We start from the raw sequence: 19359 nt of genomic DNA on the forward strand, positions 1-19359 counted from the left end.
ATGAGCCAGGATCTGTCGAAGCGGATCGCCAACCTCTCACCGGAAAAGCGCGCCGAGTTGCTGAAGAAGATGGCCGCGCAGAAGGCCATCGCGGGCAACTCCGTCCAAGGTCTCATCCCGGTGCAGGACCGCACGCACCCGCTGCCGCTGTCCTTCGCGCAGCAGCGCCTCTGGTTCATTGATCAGCTGCAACCCGGCACCTCCCTCTTCAACGTGCCCATGGCGGTGCGTCTGGAGGGTGCGCTCGACGTGGCCGTGCTGGAGCGCGCGCTGCAAGAAGTCGTGCGCCGTCATGAGGTGCTGCGCACCACCTTCCGCGAGGACGTCTCCGGCCCCGTGCAGGTGGTGTCGCCGGAGCCGATGCTCACCCTGGAGCGCAAGGACCTCACGGGCTCGCCGCCGGAAGAGGCGTGGCGACTGGCGCGTGAAGCCGCGGCCCAGCCCTTCGACCTCGCGAAGGGGCCGCTGCTGCGCGCGCTCCTGCTGACGTCGGCACCGGGAGAGCACCTGCTCGTCGTGGTGGTCCACCACATCGTCTCCGACGGTTGGTCCATGACGCTGCTGGTGCGCGAGGTGGCGCTGCTCTACGGCGCGCTCGCGCGAGGACAGACGGCGCCTCTGCCGCCGCTGGGCATCCAGTACGCGGACTTCGGCGTCTGGCAGCGCGAGTGGATGCAGGGGCCTCGGCTGGAGAAGCAACTCGATTACTGGAAGCGGCAGCTGGCCGGAGTGCCCTCCGCGCTGGAGTTGCCCACCGACTTTCCCCGCCCCGCCACCCGCGACGGACGAGGCGCCCGGCATGACGTGCTGCTGCCGCGCGAGTTGACGGACGCGCTGAAAGCACTCGCGCAGCAGGAAGGTGCCTCCCTCTACATGGCGCTGCTGACGGGCTGGCAGATGCTGATGGCCCGCTACTCCGGACAGGAGGACGTCACCGTCGGTTCTCCCATGGCCGGCCGCACTCGCGGTGAGGTGGAGAGCCTCATCGGCCTCTTCGTCAACGCCCAGGTGCTTCGCACTCGGGTGACGGACACGGCGTCCTTCCGCACACTGCTGCGTCAGGTGCGGGAGACGGTGCTGGGGGCGCAGGAGCACCAGGAGTTGCCCATCGAGCGCCTCGTGGAGGAGTTGAAGCCCGAGCGCATCCCGGGCCGTACTCCCTTCTTCCAGGTGATGCTCACCTACCAGGCCTCCTTCCGCGGCTCCGCCTCCGTCGAGGGCGTCAAGCTGGAGGCACTGGAGCTCGACACCTTCTCCGCCAAGTTTGATCTCACCCTCCAGGTGCTGGAGACCGACGCAGGCCTCAAGGGCTACCTCGAGTACACCACCGACATCTTCACCGCCTCCACCGCCGCACGCATGGCTGAGCACCTGCGTGTGCTCCTTCAGGAGGCCGTCGCGCATCCGGATCACCGCGTGTCGTCGCTGCAGCTGCTCGCGGGAGCAGAGCGCCAGCAGATGCTGGTGGAGTGGAATGCGACGCGCGCGCCCTTCCCCGAAGCGTGCATGCATTCGCTCTTCGAGGCGCAGGTGCGGCGCGCTCCAGAGGCACTGGCTGCTGTGTTCGAGGGGACGCAGCTGACGTACGCGCAACTGGATGCGCGCGCCAATCAGCTCGCCCATGCCCTTCGCCGTCGTGGCGTGGGACCCGAGGTCCGCGTTGCACTCAGTGTCGAGCGCTCCCTCGATATCGCCATCGGTCTGCTTGGCATCCTGAAGGCCGGTGGTGCCTGGGTGCCCGTGGATCCGCTCCTGCCTCGTGAGCGTCTTGCCTTCATGCTGGAGGACAGCGCGGCCCAGGTGCTCGTCACCCAGCAGCCACTCGTGGACCGCTTCCCCGAAGCGCTGCATGCGCGCGCGCTCTGCCTGGATACGGAGCGCGGTGCTCTCGCCGCGGAGCCGACGGATGCGCCCGTAACGGGAGTGACGCCCGCGAACATGGCGTACCTCCTCTACACCTCGGGCAGCACTGGCACGCCCAAGGGCACGGCGGTGGAGCACCGCAGCGTCGCCAACCTCGTCACCCACGAGGCGGTGGCCTACGGCATTGGGCCCGGCAGCCGAGTGTTGCAGTTCGCCAGCCTCAGCTTCGACCTCTCCGTGGAGGAGATTTTCACCACGCTCTGCAACGGCGCCACGCTGGTGCTCGCGCCGCTGGAGAAGCTGATGCCGGGCGCGCCGCTGCCCGTGCTGCTGCGTGAGCAGGAGTTGAGCGTCGTCAGCCTCACCCCCGCGGCACTGGCAGCAACGTCCTCCGAGGGACTCCCCAAGGTGCGCACCGTCATCTCCGGCGGCGAAGCCCTGCCCGCGGACGTCGTCGCGCGTTGGGCCCCGGGACGGCGCCTGCTCAATACCTACGGTCCTACCGAAGCCACCGTCATCGCCACCTTCGGTGAGGTGGTAGCGGATGGGAACGTGCCGTCCATCGGCAAGCCGCTGGCGAACGTACGCGTCTATGTGCTGGACCCGCATGGGCAGCCGGTGCCCGTGGGCGTGCGCGGTGAGTTGCACATCGGTGGCGTCGGCGTGGCGCGAGGCTATGCGGGACGGCCCGGCCTCACCGCCGAGCGCTTCATTCCGGACGCGTTCTCCTCCACTCCCGGCGCCCGTCTCTACCGCACGGGCGACGTGGTGCGCTGGCGGACGGACGGCCAATTGGACTTCGTCGGTCGCATCGACGCGCAGGTGAAGGTGCGCGGCTTCCGCATCGAGTTGGGTGAAGTCGAGAACGCCCTGCGCGCAGCCCCTGCCGTGAAGGACGCCGTCGTGCTCGCCCGTGAGGACTCTCCGGGTGACAGGCGACTGGTGGCCTATGTCGTCGGCGACGCCCTTGATGTCACGGCCCTCCGCGCGCACCTCAAGCAGCACCTGCCTGAGTACATGGTGCCCGCCGCCTTCGTCCCTCTGGACGTGCTGCCGCTGACTTCCAACGGCAAGGTGGACCGCAAGGCACTCCCTGCTCCGGACGTGAGCGCGCTTCGGGCTTCGCACGCCTACGAGGCCCCAGCGACGCCGCTGGAGGAGAAGCTCGCGGCCCTGTGGAGCGAAGTGCTTCGTGTGCCCACCGTGGGCCGCACGGACAATTTCTTCGAGCTGGGTGGCCACTCCCTGCTCGCCACGCAGTTGGTGGCCCGCGTGCGCGCGGCGCTCGACGTGGAGCTGCCCCTCCGCGCCCTCTTCGAGGCCCCCACCATCGCCGCCCTGGCTGAACGCCTCCAGCGCGCCACGACCGGCACGCGTCTGCCCTCCCTGACGCGCACGCGCACCGAAGGACACCTGCCTCTCTCCTTCGCTCAGCAGCGCCTCTGGTTCCTCGACCAACTGACCCCGGACGACGCCTCCTACAATCTGCCCGTCGCGCTGCGCCTCCTGGGGCGCCTGGATGTGGAGGCCCTTCGCCGTGCCTTCGAGGCGCTCGTGGCGCGCCATGAAGCGCTGCGCACCACCTTCTTCGAAGAGGAGGGCCAGCCCTTCCAGCGCATCCATGCCCCGGCCGCATGGGCGCTCCCGGTGGAAGACCTCTCTTCCCTGGAGGAGTCCGCACGCGAGGCGGAGACGTTGCGGCTTGCCACCCGTGAGGCCCGGCAGCCCTTCCACCTCGTCCACGGGCCTTTGCTGCGCACAGCCCTCCTCAAGCTTTCAGAGGATTCCCACGTCCTCCTCGCGACGATGCACCACATCGTCTCCGACGGCTGGTCCATGGGCGTCCTCGTCCGTGAACTGGCGAGCCTCTATGAGTCCTTCAGTGGCGGCCGGGCTCCCTCCCTGCCACCGCTGCCCGTGCGGTACGCGGACTTCGCCCTCTGGCAGCGCCAGTGGCTCCAGGGCGAGACGCTGGAGTCGCAGCTCGGATACTGGAAGCAGCAGCTGTCCGGTGCTCCCGCCGCGCTGGAGCTGCCCACGGACCGGCCGCGTCCGGCCGTGCAGTCACGGCGCGGTGCCACGGTGCCCGTGCACTTCCCGTCGCAGCTGACGGACTCCCTTCGCAGCATGGCTCAGCGGGAGGGCGCCACGCCCTTCATGTTGCTGCTCTCCGCATTCCAACTGCTGCTGTCGCGCTACTCAGGCCAGGACGACATCAGCGTCGGCTCCCCCATCGCGGGCCGCACCCACTCCGAGGCCGAGGGCCTCATCGGATTCTTCGTCAACACGCTGGTGTTGCGCGCCCACGTGCGCCCGGAGGACTCCTTCCGCCAGTTGCTGGCCCAGGTGAAGGCCACAACGCTCGGGGCCTACGAGCACCAGCACGTCCCCTTCGAGAAGCTGGTGGAGGTCCTCCAGCCCTCGCGTGACTTGAGCCGCAGCCCTCTCTTCCAAGTCATGCTCGTCTTGCAGAACGCACCCGCAGAAGCCCTGCGCGTGCCGGGCATGGCCTTCCAGCCCATTCCCCTGGAGGGCAACTCCTCCCGCTTCGATTTGGCCCTCACCCTCTTCGAGGTGCCTCAGGGCCTCACCGGTTTCCTCGAGTACAGCTCCGACCTCTTCGACGCCTCCACCGCCCAACGCCTCATGGGCCACTTCGGCGTCCTTCTCTCCTCTCTCGCCGCCCAGCCCGACGCTCGCGTGTCCACGCTGGAGGTGATGACGGCGGAGGAGCGGAAGCAGTTCCTCGTTGAGTGGAACGAGACGGACGTCGCATTCCCGCGCGACATCTGCATCCACCACGTCGTCGCGGAGCACGCTCGACGCACGCCTGATGCTGTCGCCGTGCGCATGGGGGAGAGAAGCTTCAGCTACGCGGGCCTTGAAGCATGGGCCCATGGCCTTGCTGTCCAACTGCACGCGGCCGGTGTCTCCCGTGGCAGCCGCGTCGCCGTCCTCGCTGAGCGCTCTCCTGAGTTGGTGGCGGGCCTCCTCGCCGCACTCAAGGTGGGCGCCGCCTACGTCCCCGTCTCTCCCGGTGTCCCGCCGGAGCGTCTGGCCTTCATGCTGGAGGACTGCGGCGCCTCCGTCCTCCTCACCCAGCAGCACCTGCGCGACTCGCTGCCCTCCCTCTCCACTCGCGTCCTCGCGCTTGAAGTGGAGACTGCGGCACTTCATCAGCCGCTGCTGGTGATGCCCGTGGGCCCGGAGGATTTGGCCTACGTCATCTACACCTCCGGCAGCACCGGCCGGCCCAAGGGCGTCGCCGTCCACCACCGCGCGTTGATGAACCTCGTCTCCTGGCACCAGCGCACCTATTCGCTGTCTCCCCAGGACTCCACCGCACTCACCGCGGGCGTCGCCTTCGACGCCTCCACCTGGGAGGTATGGCCTTCCCTCGCCTCTGGCGCCAGCCTCGTCGTCCCTCCCGACGCCGTGCGTGCGGAGCCCTCCCAGTTGCTGCAATGGCTGGCCCGCGAAGCCATCACCACCTGCTTCATGCCGACGCCTCTGGCCGAGGCCGTGCTGCGTGAGGAGTGGCCCCGCCCCATCGCCCTGCGTGCACTGCTGACAGGCGGCGATGCCCTGCACCACGGGCCGCCTCCTTCGGTGCCCGCCGCCCTCTTCAACCACTACGGGCCCACCGAGAGCACTGTCGTCGCCACCTTCACCCCCGTCGCCGCCTCCTCGCGCGACGACGGCACGCGACCTCCCATCGGCCGCCCCATCGCCAACACCCGAACCTACGTCCTCGACGCTCAACTCCAGCCGGTGCCCGTGGGTGTCCCCGGTGAGCTCTTCCTCTCCAGTGAGGGCCTTGCCTGGGGCTACCTGGGCCAGCCGGCCCTGAGTGCCGAGCGCTTCATCCCGCACCCCTTCTCCTCCACGCCGGGTGCCCGCCTCTACCGCACGGGCGACGTCGTGCGCTGGCGCGCCGACGGACAACTGGACTACCTCCAGCGGCTCGACTTCCAGGTGAAGGTGCGTGGCTTCCGCATCGAGCTGGGTGAAATCGAGGCATCCCTCCTCGCTCACACTTCCGTGCACGAAGCCGTCGTCGTCGCTCGTGAGGACGTCCCTGGGGACAAGCGGCTCGTCGCCTACGTCGTGCCCACTTCGGGCCAGCAGTTGGACACCTCCGCGGTGCGCACGTTCCTCAAGGAGCGGCTGCCCGAGTACATGGTGCCCGCCGCCTTCGTCGTCATGGAGGCCCTCCCCCTCAGCCCCAATGGCAAGGTGGACAGGAAAGCACTGCCCGTTCCCGACGCTTCACCGCTCGCGGACTTCGTCGCTCCTCGCGACGCCACCGAAGAGAAGCTCGCGGACGTCTTCGCCCAGGTCCTGCGCGTGGAGCGCGTGGGCGTCCACGACGACTTCTTCGCGCTCGGTGGCCACTCCCTGCTGGCCACCCAGCTTGTCTCCCGCGTCCGCGCGGCCTTCAGTGCGGAGCTGCCACTTCGAGCCCTCTTCGAGGCTCCCACCGTCGCCGCCTTCGCCGAGCGCCTGCGCACCGCCGCCGCTGGCTCCCGACTCCCGCCACTCCCTGTCGCCACCCACGAGGGCCCGCCGCCCCTGTCCTTCGCGCAGCAGCGGCTGTGGCTGTTGGATCAGCTCCAGCCAGGCAGCGCCGCGTACAACATCCCCGCGGCCCTGCGCCTGAAGGGCCAGGTGGACGTGGAATCCCTGCGCCGTGCCTTCGAGTCGCTGGTCGCGCGGCATGAAACGCTGCGCACCACCTTCTTCCAGCACCAGGGCGATCCCGCGCAGCGCATCCACTCGCCTGGGACGTGGACGCTGCCCCTGCTCGACGTGTCCTCGGTGCCCGAGGCCCGGCGGGAAGAAGAGGCACGGCGCCTCGCGAACCTGGAGGCCCGGCGTCCCTTTGACCTGGAAGTCGGCCCACTCCTCCGCACGTCGCTGGTGTGCCTGGGCGACGCGGAGCACCTGCTGCTGGTGACGATGCACCACATCGTCTCCGACGGCTGGTCCATGAGCGTCCTCGTCCGGGAGCTCACCGCGCTCTATGCGGCGTTCCACACGGCTCACCTGCCCACCCTCGCGCCCCTGCCCGTGCAGTACGCGGACTTCTCCGTCTGGCAGCGGTCATGGCTGCAGGGCGAAACGCTGGAAACCCAGCTCGCCTACTGGAAGGAGAAGCTCGCGGGAGCACCCGCCGCGCTGGACCTGCCCACGGACCGCCCGCGTCCGCCCGTGCAGTCGCATCGTGGCGCCGCGGTGGACATGCGCGTTCCGGCGCAACTCTCCGACGCCCTCAAGACCCTGGCCCAGCGTGAAGGCGCCACGCCCTTCATGCTGCTGCTCGCGGCCTGGCAGGTGCTCCTGTCGCGCTACTCCACGCAGGACGACATCAGCGTCGGTACGCCCATCGCCGGCCGCACCCAAGCGGAGACGGAGGGCCTCATCGGCTTCTTCGTCAACACGCTGGTGCTGCGTGCCCACGTGCAGCCACAGGCGACCTTCCGCCAGTTGCTGGCCCAGGTGCGAGGAACGACGCTCGCGGCCTACGAGCACCAGCACGTGCCGTTCGAGAAGCTGGTGGAGACCCTCCAGCCCGTTCGCGACCTGAGCCGCAGCGCGCTCTTCCAGGCGATGTTCTCCTTGCAGAACACGCCCATGGAAGCGCTGCGCGTGCCGGGCCTGTTGTTCGAGCAGCTTCCGCTCGAATCGAACTCCGCGAAGTTCGACCTGACGCTGACGATGCAGGACTCGCCCCAGGGCTTCGTGGGCGTCCTGGAGTACAGCAGCGACCTCTTCGATGCCTCGACCATGCAGCGCCTGGTGGGCCACATGGGCGTGCTGCTGGAGGCCATCGCCGCCCAGCCGGACGCGACGCTCGCGGGCCTGCCGCTGCTCACCGCTCCGGAGCGCCAGCGGCTCCTCGTGGATTGGAATGGCCCCAGCGCTGAGTTCCCGCGTGACCTCTGCCTTCATGACGCCTTCAGTGCCCAGGCCCTCCGCACGCCCGACGCGCTGGCTGTCATCTGCCGCGAGGAGCAGCTCACCTTCCGTGAGTTGGACACCCGCGCCAATCAGCTTGCGCACCGGCTGGTGAAGCTGGGCGTTGGCCCCGATGTACGCGTCGTGCTGTGCGTAGAGCGCTCCGTGGAGGCCCTCGTTGGCATCCTCGGCACCCTCAAGGCCGGTGGCGCCTACGTCCCCATCGACCCCAGCTACCCGCGTGACTGGCTCGCCCACGTCCTCCAGGACACCGGCGCTCCCGTCGTCCTCACCCAGCAGCGCCTGCGCGACTCACTGCCTCCCCACTCCGCGCACACCCTCTGCTTGGACTCCGACTCCGCGGACTTCGCTCTTGAGTCCCAGGACGCTCCGGTGACGTCGGTCACGCCAGAGCATCTGGCGTACATCATCTACACCTCCGGCAGCACCGGCCGTCCCAAGGGCGTGATGATTCAGCACCGCTCCGTGCTCAATCTTCGCGTCGCTCTCGCCGCCACCGTGCACGCGGACGCCCGGCCCGGGGAGCGCGTCAGCGTCAACGCGCCGCTCTCCTTCGACGCCTCCGTCAAGCAGCTCATCCAGGTGCTCGACGGCCACACCCTCTGCATCGTCCCAGACGAGGCGCGCGCCGACGTCGGCGAACTCGTCAACCGGATTGCCCAGGACGCGCTGGACGTCCTCGACTGCTCTCCCGCGCACCTGCGCCTGCTGGTGGATGAAGGCCTGCTGGAGCGCAAGGCCATCCCCCACCGCGTCCTCGTGGGTGGTGAAGCCGTGGACCCCGCCACCTGGCGTCACCTGGCCCAGGCCCCGCGCCCGCGCGTCTTCAACGTCTACGGCCCCACCGAGTGCACCGTCGACGCCACTGCCTGCGCCTTCGACGCGTCCCCCACGCCCACCATCGGCAGGCCCCTGCCCAACGTCCGCGTCTACGTGCTCGACCGCACGTTGCGCCCCGTTCCCGTGGGCGTCGCAGGTGAGCTCTTCATCGGCGGTGAGGGCGTCGCGCGCGGCTACCTCAACCGGCCGGAGCTGACAGCGGACCGCTTCATCCCGGATGCATTCTCCTCCACGCCCGGTGCACGCCTCTACCGCACCGGCGACGTGGTGCGCTGGCGCGCGGACGGGGTGCTCGACTACCTGGGCCGCGCTGACTTCCAGGTGAAGGTCCGCGGCTTCCGCATCGAGTTGGGTGAAGTCGAAGCCGCGCTCCTCAAGCATCCCCAGGTGCACGCCGCAGTGGTGTTGGCTCGCGAGGATGTGCCCGGCGACAAGCGGCTCGTTGCCTACGTGGTGCCTCCGGAAGGCACGGAGTCCGCGCCCACGCCTGAGTTCCTCAAGGACTGGCTCAAGCAGCTCCTGCCCGAGCACATGCGCCCCTCCGCGCTCCTCGTGCTGGAAGCGCTGCCGCTCAACACCAACGGCAAGGTGGACCGCAAGGCCCTGCCCGCGCCCCAGGGCACCGCACTCGCATCCACCTACGTCGCGCCGCGCACCGTCGCCGAAGAGCAACTCGCGGCCCTCTTCACGCAGGTGCTGCGCGTGGAGCGCGTGGGCATCCACGACGACTTCTTCGCCCTGGGTGGCCACTCCCTGCTGGCCACCCAGCTCGTCTCTCGCATCCGCGCCACCTTCCGCGCGGAGCTGCCGCTGCGGGCCCTCTTCGAAGCGCCCACCGTGGCCACGCTCGCCGAGCGCCTCCAATCCCAGACGCCGAGCCTCCGCCTCCCGCCGCTCACCCGGACCCAGGCGGACGGGCCTCAGCCCCTTTCCTTCGCCCAGCAGCGGCTCTGGTTCCTGGATCAGCTCACGCCGGGGGATGCGTCCTACAACCTCCCCACGGCGCTCCGGCTGACGGGCCAGGTGGACGTGGAGTCGCTGCGCCGCGCCTTTGAAGCGCTGGTCGCTCGTCACGACGCCCTGCGCACCACCTTCCGCGACAGCGAGGGGCAGGCCACCCAGCACATCCACACGCCCGGCACATGGGCGTTGCCGCTCACCGACCTCTCCACGCTGCCCGAGGCGCGGCGCGAAGACGAAGCACAGCGGAAGGTCGAAGCGGATGCACGTCAGCCGTTCGACCTGCGGAGCGGTCCGCTGCTGCGCACCGCGCTCGTGCGGCTGGCGGCGGAAGAGCACCTGTTGCTCGTGACGATGCACCACATCGTCTCCGACGGCTGGTCCATGGGTGTGCTCGTCCGCGAGCTGGTGGCCTTCTATGAGGCCTTCAGTACCGGTCAGGCGCCCACCCTGGCCCCACTGCCGGTGCAGTACACGGACTTCGCGGCGTGGCAGCGCGACTGGCTCCGGGGCGAGACGCTCGACGCGCAGCTGGGCTACTGGAAGCAGCAGCTCGGAGGGGCTGCGGCCACGCTGGAGCTGCCCACGGATCATCCCCGCCCGGCCATCCAGTCCCACGCGGGCGCGACCCACGCCGTGAGGATTCCCCAGGCGACGTCCGACGCGCTCAAGGCCCTGGCCCAGCGCGAGGGCGCCACGCCCTTCATGCTGCTGCTCGCGGCCTGGCAGGTGCTCCTGTCGCGCTACGCAGGCCAGGACGACATCACCGTGGGTTCGCCCATCGCGGGCCGCACGCAGGCGGAGACCGAAGGACTCATCGGCTTCTTCGTCAACACGCTCGTCCTGCGCACACGCCTGGCGCCGGAGGACTCCTTCCGGACGCTGCTCGCCCAGGTGCGCGGCACGACGCTCGCGGCGTACGAGCATCAGCACGTGCCCTTCGAGAAGCTGGTGGAGGTCCTCCAGCCCGTGCGGGACGCGAGCCGCAGCCCGCTCTTCCAGGTGATGTTCGTCCTCCAGAACGCCCCGGGAGAAGCGCTGCGCGTTCCGGGCCTCACCTTCCGGCAGGTCGTCGCCGAGGGCCACTCCGCCAAGTTCGATCTCACCCTGACGCTGCAGGACTCACCGCAGGGCTTCACCGGCTGGATGGAGTACAGCACCGCGCTCTTCGAGCGGAGCACCATCGAGCGGATGGGCAGCCATCTGCGCACGCTGCTGGAGGCCGTGGCCGCGAAGCCCGAGCAGCCCGTGGCCGGACTGTCCCTCCTCTCCAGCGAGGAGCGTCAGCGCGTCCTCGTGGAATGGAATGACACGGTCGCCGTCAGCCCGACGGACGTGCCGGTCCACGTCCACTTCGCCCAGCAGGCGCAGCGAACGCCCGACGCGGTGGCACTGGTGCTGGGGGATGACTCGCTGACGTATGCGCAGTTGGATTCACGCGCGAACCAACTGGCCCATCACCTGAGGGCCCTGGGCATCATCCCCGGTGCACGCATTGGCCTCGCCATCGAGCGGTCCTTCGATTTGGTGGCCTCGCTCCTCGCCATCCTCAAGGTGGGCGCGGCCTTCGTTCCCGTGGACCGCAATGCGCCCGTGGAGCGCATCGCCGCACTGCTGGAGGATGCGGACGTCAGCGTGACGCTCGCGCACCAGCCCTTCGCGTCACTGCTGCCCGCTTCCGGCACCCGCGTCTGGTTGGATACCCAGGCCGCGGAGATCGCCGCGCGCCCCACGCATGCGCCGGACGTCCGCGTGGACGGTGAAGCCCTGGCCTACGTGATGTTCACCTCTGGCAGCACGGGCCGCCCCAAGGGCGTCTGCGTGCCGCACCGGGGCATCACGCGCCTCGTGCTCGGCAGCACCTTCATGCGCTTCGGACCGGATGAAGTCTGGCTCCAGGCCGCCCCTGTTGCCTTCGACGCGTCCACGCTCGAAATCTGGGGCGCGCTGCTGCACGGCGCGAAGCTCGTCCTCGCTCCGCCGCACTCCCTGTCCCTGGAGGAACTGGCCGCGCAACTGCGCCACCAACGCGTGACGTCGCTCTGGCTCACCGCCGCCCTCTTCGAGCAGATGACCCTGCACCAGGGCGAAGCGCTCGCGGGCGTGCGTCAGGTCCTCGCCGGTGGCGACGTGCTGCCCGCCGCCCGTGTGCGCGAACACCTCGCGCGCATCCCGGAAGGCACCACTTTCATCAACGGCTACGGCCCCACGGAGAACACCACCTTCTCCACCACCTTCGCCATGCATCGCGATTCGGTGGTGGGCAGTTCGGTGTCCATCGGCCGGCCGCTCTCCAACTCCACGGTCTACGTGCTCGACGCGAACCTGCGCCCGGTGCCCGAGGGCGTCGCGGGTGAGGTGTACGTCGGCGGACAGGGCCTGGCCTGGGGCTACCTGAACCGCCCCGACCTGACCGCGGAACACTTCGTCGCCCATCCCTTCGCCTCCACGCCGGGCGAGCGCCTCTACCGTACGGGCGACCAGGCCCGCTGGAAGACGGACGGCACGCTCGACTTCCTGGGCCGCGTCGACCTCCAGGTGAAGGTGCGTGGCTTCCGCATCGAGCTGGGCGAAATCGAAGCCGCGCTGCGCGCCTTCCCGGGCGTCAACGAGGCCGTCGTCGTGGCCCGGGGCTCGGACGCGGACAAGCGCCTCATCGCCTACGTCACCGCGAGCGAAGGCCACTCGCTGGACTCGGACGCGCTCAAGGCCCACCTCCGGCGGAGCCTGCCGGAGTACATGGTGCCGTCGGCCTTCGTGGTGCTGAACGCGCTGCCTCTCAACGCCAACGGCAAGGTGGACCGCAAGGCCCTGCCGGAGCCGGAGGAGACCGCGCGCGCCGTCGCCTACGTCGCACCGCGCACCGCCACGGAGAAGCAGCTGGCGGCCCTCTTCGCCGAAGTCCTCCGGGTGGCGCAGGTGGGCCTCCACGATGACTTCTTCGCGTTGGGAGGCCACTCGCTGCTGGCCACCCAGCTCGTTTCGCGCGTTCGGGCCACGCTCGGGTTGGAGCTGCCCCTGCGGGCCCTCTTCGATGCGCCGACCGTCGCCGCCCTCGCGCTGAAGCTCGCGGACGCGCGGCCCGCCGCGGCCCGAGGGGCTCTTCCGCTCCGGCCCACCTCACGCACCGGAGCCATTCCGCTCTCCTTCGCCCAGCAGCGCCTCTGGTTCCTGGATCAGCTCACGCCGGGGGATGCGTCGTACAACATTCCGTCCGCGCTCCGGCTGCAGGGCCCGGTGGACGTGGCGTCGCTGCGCCGCGCATTCGAGTCCCTGGTCGCGCGTCACGAATCCCTGCGCACCACCTTCCATGAGCATGAAGGACAGGCCACGCAGCACATCCACCTGCCGGACGCGTGGACGCTGCCGCTCGTGGACCTGTCCGCGCTGCCCGACGCGCAGCGTGAAGCCGAAGCCCAGCGTCGCATCGCGAAGGAAGCGAACCAGCCCTTCCACCTGGAGCGCGGGCCGCTCCTGCGCACGACGCTGGTGCGGCTGGCGGAGGAGGACCACTTCCTGCTCGTGACGATGCACCACATCGTCTCCGACGGCTGGTCCATGGGCGTGCTCGTCCGCGAGCTGATCACCTTCTACGAGGCCTTCACCTCCGGCCAGACGCCCACGCTGGCCCAGCTGCCGGTGCAGTACGCGGACTTCGCGGAACGGCAGCGCCAGTGGCTCCAGGGCGAGGCGCTGGACGCGCAGCTGGGTTACTGGAAGCAGCAGCTCACGGGCGCGGCGTTCGCGCTGGAGCTGCCCACCGACCACCCGCGCCCGGCCATCCAGTCCCACCAGGGTGCGGCCGTCTCCGTCCGGATTCCCCAGGCGACGTCCGAAGCGCTCAAGACGCTGGCCCAGCGTGAAGGCGCCACGCCCTTCATGGTGCTGCTGGCGGCGTTCCAGGTGCTCCTGTCGCGGTACTCCGCGCAGGACGACATCACCGTGGGCTCGCCCATCGCGGGCCGCACGCAGGCGGAGACCGAGGGCCTCATCGGCTTCTTCGTCAACACGCTCGTCCTGCGCACGCGCGTGGCGCCGGAGGACTCCTTCCGGACGCTGCTCGCCCAGGTGCGCGGCACGACGCTCGCGGCCTACGAGCACCAGCACCTGCCGTTCGAGAAGCTGGTGGAGGTCCTCCAGCCCGTGCGGGACGCGAGCCGCAGCCCGCTGTTCCAGGTGATGTTCGCCCTCCAGAACGCCCCGGTGGGAGACCTGCGCGTTCGCGGCCTCACCTTCCAGCAGGTCATCACCGAAGGGCGCTCCGCCAAGTTCGACCTCAACCTGGCGATGCAGGACTCGCCCCAGGGCTTCGTGGGTTCGCTGGAGTACAGCACCGCCCTCTTCAAGCGCGGCACCGTGGAGCGGATGGCCCGCCAGTTGCTCACGCTGCTGGAGGCCGTGGCCGCCAGGCCCGAGCAGTCCGTGACCGGGCTGTCCCTCCTCTCCAGCGAGGAGCGTCAGCGCATCCTCGTGGAGTGGAACGACACCGCCGTCGCCAGTCCCACGGACATCCCCGTCCACGTCCACTTCGCGCGGCAGGCGCAGCGCGCGCCCGAGGCCATCGCCCTCGTCATGGGGGAGACCTCGCTGACGTATGCGCAGCTGGACGTGCGCGCGAATCAACTGGCCCACCACCTGCGCGACCTCGGCATCGCGCCGGGTGCGCGTGTCGGTCTCGCCGTCGAGCGGTCCTTCGAGCTGGTGGCGGCGCTCCTCGCCATCCTCAAGGTGGGTGCCACCTACGTCCCGGTGGACCGCAATGCGCCCGTGGAGCGCATCGCGTCCCTGTTGGAGGACGCGGACGTCCACTTCGTCGTCACCCACCAGCCCTTCGCGTCACTGCTGCCCGCCACCGGCACCCGCGTCTGGCTGGATGCGCAGCGCGACGTCATCGCCACGCGGCCCACCCACGCTCCCGACGTCCGCGTGGACGGCGAGGCCATGGCCTACGTGATGTTCACCTCCGGGAGCACCGGCCGCCCCAAGGGCGTCTGCATTCCGCACCGGGGCATCACGCGAATGGTGGTCGGCAGCACCTTCATGCGCTTCGGCGCGGACGAGGTCTGGCTGCATGTCGCCCCCACCGCCTTCGACGCCTCCACGCTCGAAATCTGGGGCGCGCTGCTGAATGGTTCGAAGCTCGTCCTCGCGCCGCCCCACTCGCTGTCGTTGGAGGAGCTGGCCGCGCTGTTGCGCCACCACGGCGTGACGACGCTGTTCCTGACGACCGCGCTCTTCGAGCAGATGGCCCTGCACCAGGGCGAAGCGCTCGCGGGCGTGCGCCAGATTCTCTCCGGTGGCGACGTGCTGCCCGCGGACCGCGTGCGCGAGCACCTGGCCCGCATCCCCGAAGGCGCCAGCTTCCACAACGCCTACGGCCCCACGGAGAGCACCACCCTCGCCACCACCTTCGCCATGGGGCATGGCTCGCGCGTGGAAGGCGCCATCCCCGTCGGCCGGCCGCCCTCCAACTCCACGGTCTACGTGTTCGACGCGCACCTGCACCCGGTGCCCGTGGGCATCGCCGGCGAGGTGTACGTCGGCGGCCAGGGCCTGGCCTGGGGCTACCTGCACCGCCCGGACCTGACCGCGGAGCGCTTCATCCCCCACCCCTTCGCCTCCAATCCGGGCGAGCGCCTCTACCGCACCGGTGACCAGGCCCGCTGGAGGGAGGACGGCACGCTCGACTTCCTGGGCCGTGTCGACCTCCAGGTGAAGGTGCGTGGCTTCCGCATCGAGCTGGGCGAAATCGAGACCGCGCTGCGCTCCGCCGCCAGCGTCAACGAAGCGGTCGTCGTGGCGCGGGGCACCGGCGCGGACAAGCGCCTCATCGGCTACGTCACCGCGCGCGCGGGCCATGCGCCGACCCCGGACACGCTCCGGGCAGGCCTCAAGCAGCGGCTGCCCGAGTACATGGTGCCGTCGGCCTTCATGGTGCTGGACGCGCTGCCCATCAACGCCAACGGCAAGGTGGACAGGAAGGCCCTGCCGGAGCCGGGGAACACGCCTCGGAGCACCGTCTTCGTCGCGCCGCGCACCGCCACCGAGGAGCAGCTGGCCACGCTCTTCGCCGAGGTCCTCCGCGTGGAGCGCATCGGCGTGCGGGACGACTTCTTCGCCATGGGAGGCCACTCGCTGTTGGCCACCCAGCTCGTCTCGCGTGTGCGCTCCACCTTCCGTGTGGAGCTGCCGCTGCGGGCCCTCTTCGAGGCGCCCACCGTCGAACGCCTCGCGCCGAAGCTCGAGGAGGCCCAGACCACCGGGCTCCGCGCACCGCCCCTGCGGCCCATGCCGCGCGAAGGCGCCATTCCGCTGTCCTTCGCGCAGCAGCGCCTGTGGCTACTGGATCAGCTCCAGCCGGGAGACATCTCCTACAACATCCCCACCGCCCTGCGGCTGACGGGCCCGGTGGACCTGGAGTCGTTGCGCCGCGCCTTCGAAGCGCTGGTGGAGCGCCACGAATCGTTGCGCACGACGCTTTCCACGTCGCAGGAGGAACCGTCGCAATGCATCCAGGAGCCCTCCAACTGGGAGCTGCCCCTCATCGACCTGACGTCCCTGCCTGAGACGCAGCGGGAGGAGGAGGCCCAGCGCGCAGCGGCCACGGAAGCCCGGCGTGCCTTCAACCTCACCACGGGCCCGTTGCTGCGCAGCACGCTGGTGCGGCTGGGACAGGATTCGCACCTGTTGCTGGTGACGATGCACCACATCGTCTCCGACGGCTGGTCCATGGGCGTCCTCGTCCGGGAAGTGGCGGCCTTCTACGAAGCCTTCGTCGCGGGCCAGTGGCCCTCGCTCCCGCCGCTGCCCGTGCAGTACGCGGACTTCTCGATGTGGCAGCGAGGCTGGCTCCAGGGCGAGGCCCTGGACGCGCAGCTGGGCTACTGGAAGAAGCAGCTCGGGGGGGCACCTTCCGCGCTGGACCTGCCCACGGACCGCCCGCGTCCGCCGGTGCAGTCACGCCGAGGCGCCACGGTGGACGTGCGCATCCCGTTGGAGGTCTCCCAGTCCTTGAAGGCCCTGGCCCAGGATGAAGGTGCCACGCCCTTCATGCTGCTGCTCGCGGCCTGGCAGCTGCTCCTGTCGCGCTACTCCACGCAGGACGACATCAGCGTCGGTACGCCCATCGCGGGCCGTACCCAGGCGGAGACCGAGGGCCTCATCGGCTTCTTCGTCAACACGCTCGTCCTGCGCGCCCACGTGCAGCCGCAGGCGACCTTCCGTGAGTTCCTCGCGCAGGTGCGCCGCACGACGCTCGCGGCCTATGAGCACCAGCACCTGCCCTTCGAGAAGCTGGTGGAGGTCCTCCAGCCCTCGCGAGACCTGAGCCGCAGCGCGCTCTTCCAGGCGATGTTCTCCCTGCAGAACGCGCCCACCGAAGCGCTCCGAGTGTCCGGGCTGTCCTTCCAGAGCGTCCCGGTGGACACCCGGTCCTCCAAGTTCGACCTCACGCTCACCCTCGGCGAGTCGCCCCAGGGCTTCGTCGGACTGCTGACGTACGCGACGGACCTCTTCGATGTTTCGACGGTCCAGCGCATGTCCGGACACCTGGGCGTGCTGCTGGAGTCCATCGCCGCCCAGCCGGACGCGACGCTCGCGGGCCTGCCGCTGCTCACCGCTCCGGAGCGCCAGCGGCTCCTCGTGGACTGGAATGGCCCCAGCGCTGAGTTCCCTCGCGACCTCTGCATTCATGACGCCTTCAGCGCCCAGGCCCTTCGCACGCCCGACGCGCTGGCCGTCATCTGCCGCGAGGAGCAGCTCACCTTCCGTGAGCTGGACACCCGCGCCAATCAACTGGCCCACCGGCTGGTGAAGCTGGGCGTCGGCCCCGACGTGCGCGTCGTGCTCTGCGTGGAGCGCTCCGTGGAGGCCCTCGTCGGCATCCTCGGCACTCTCAAGGCCGGCGGCGCCTACGTCCCCATCGACCCCAGCTACCCGCGTGACTGGCTCGCCCACGTCCTCCAGGACACCGGCGCTCCCGTCGTCCTCACCCAGCAGCGCCTGCGCGACTCGCTTCCTCCGCACTCCGCGCACACCCTCTGCCTGGACTCCGACGCCGCGGACCTTGCTCTTGAGTCCCAGGACGCTCCGGTGACGTCGGTCACCCCGGAGCATCTGGCGTACATCATCTACACCTCCGGCAGCACCGGCCGTCCCAAGGGCGTGATGATTCAGCACCGCTCCGTGCTCAATCTTCGCGTCGCCCTTGCCGCCACCGTGCACGCGGACGCGCGGCCGGGAGAGCGTGTCAGCGTCAACGCTCCGCTGTCCTTCGACGCCTCCGTCAAGCAACTCATCCAGGTGCTCGACGGCCACACCCTCTGCATCGTCCCCGACGAGGCACGCGCCGACGTCGGAGAGCTCGTCAACCGCATCGAGAAGGACGCCCTCGACGTCCTCGACTGCTCTCCCGCGCACCTGCGCCTGCTGGTGGATGAAGGCCTGCTGGAGCGCAAGGCCATCCCCCACCGCGTCCTCGTGGGTGGTGAAGCCGTGGACCCCGCCACCTGGCGTCACCTGGCCCAGGCCCCGCGCCCGCGCGTCTTCAACGTCTACGGCCCCACCGAGTGCACCGTCGACGCCACCGCCTGCGCCTTCGATGCGTCTCCGACTCCCACCATCGGCAGGCCCCTGCCCAACGTCCGCGTCTACGTGCTGGACCGCACGCTGCGCCCCGTTCCCGTCGGCGTCGCCGGTGAACTCTTCATCGGTGGCGAGGGCGTCGCGCGCGGCTACCTCAATCGGCCGGAGCTGACGGCGGACCGCTTCATCCCGGATGCCTTCTCCTCCACCCCGGGTGCACGCCTCTACCGCACGGGCGACGTGGTGCGCTGGCGCGCCGACGGAATGCTCGACTACCTGGGCCGTGCTGACTTCCAGGTGAAGGTCCGCGGCTTCCGCATCGAACTGGGTGAGATCGAGTCCCGCCTGCTGGGACATCCCGCCGTGCATCAAGCCGTTGTCCTCGCCCGCGAGGACGTGCCCGGAGACAAGCGGCTCGTCGCCTATCTCGTCCCTGAGGCGGGAGAGTCCCTGGACTCCACCGAGCTGCGCACCTTCCTCAAGCAGAACCTGCCCGAGTACATGGTGCCCTCCGCGTTCCTCGTGCTGGAGGCCCTGCCGCTCAACACCAACGGCAAGGTGGACCGCAAGTCACTGCCCGCCCCCCAGGGCACGGCGCTCGGGTCCACTTTCGTCGCGCCGCGTACCCCCACCGAAGAGCAGCTCGCGGCCCTCTTCATTCAGGTGCTGCGTGTGGAGCGCGTGGGCGTCCACGACGACTTCTTCGCGCTCGGCGGTCATTCGCTGCTGGCGACCCAGCTCGTCTCGCGCGTACGCGCCACGTTCCGCGTGGAACTGCCGCTGCGGGCCCTCTTCGAAGCGCCCACCGTGGCCACGCTCGCGGAGCGGCTCCAGACGGCCACGCCGAACCTCCACCTGCCCGCGCCCACCCAGACGCACGCGAACGGCCCGCGGCCGTTGTCCTTCGCGCAGCAGCGGCTGTGGCTGTTGGATCAGCTCCAGCCTGGAGACGCGTCGTACAACATCCCCACCGCGCTCCAGCTCTCTGGGCAGTTGGACGTGGACGCCCTGCGCCGTGCCTTCGAAGCGCTCATCCAGCGCCACGAGGCCCTGCGCACCACCTTCCACGAGCACCAGGACCAGCCCATCCAGAACATCCACGCTCCCGGCGGTTGGACGCTGCCGCTCGTGGAC

Annotated in this window: 1 protein-coding gene (running past one end of the window); it reads left to right on the plus strand. The window is 69.8% G+C overall.

Going from position 1 to position 19359, the window contains the following annotated elements; translation table 11 throughout:
- Window positions 1-19359 carry the 5' portion of a non-ribosomal peptide synthetase gene (locus D7X99_RS03195; protein ID WP_121776428.1) on the plus strand. 9999 nt of this gene lie beyond the right edge of the window, so the window shows 19359 of its 29358 coding nt (coding positions 1-19359); it begins with the start codon at window positions 1-3; its stop codon lies beyond the right edge, outside the window.

Origin of the sequence: Corallococcus sp. AB032C, assembly GCF_003668935.1 — a bacterium.
GTDB classification, from domain to species: Bacteria; Myxococcota; Myxococcia; order Myxococcales; family Myxococcaceae; genus Corallococcus; species Corallococcus exiguus.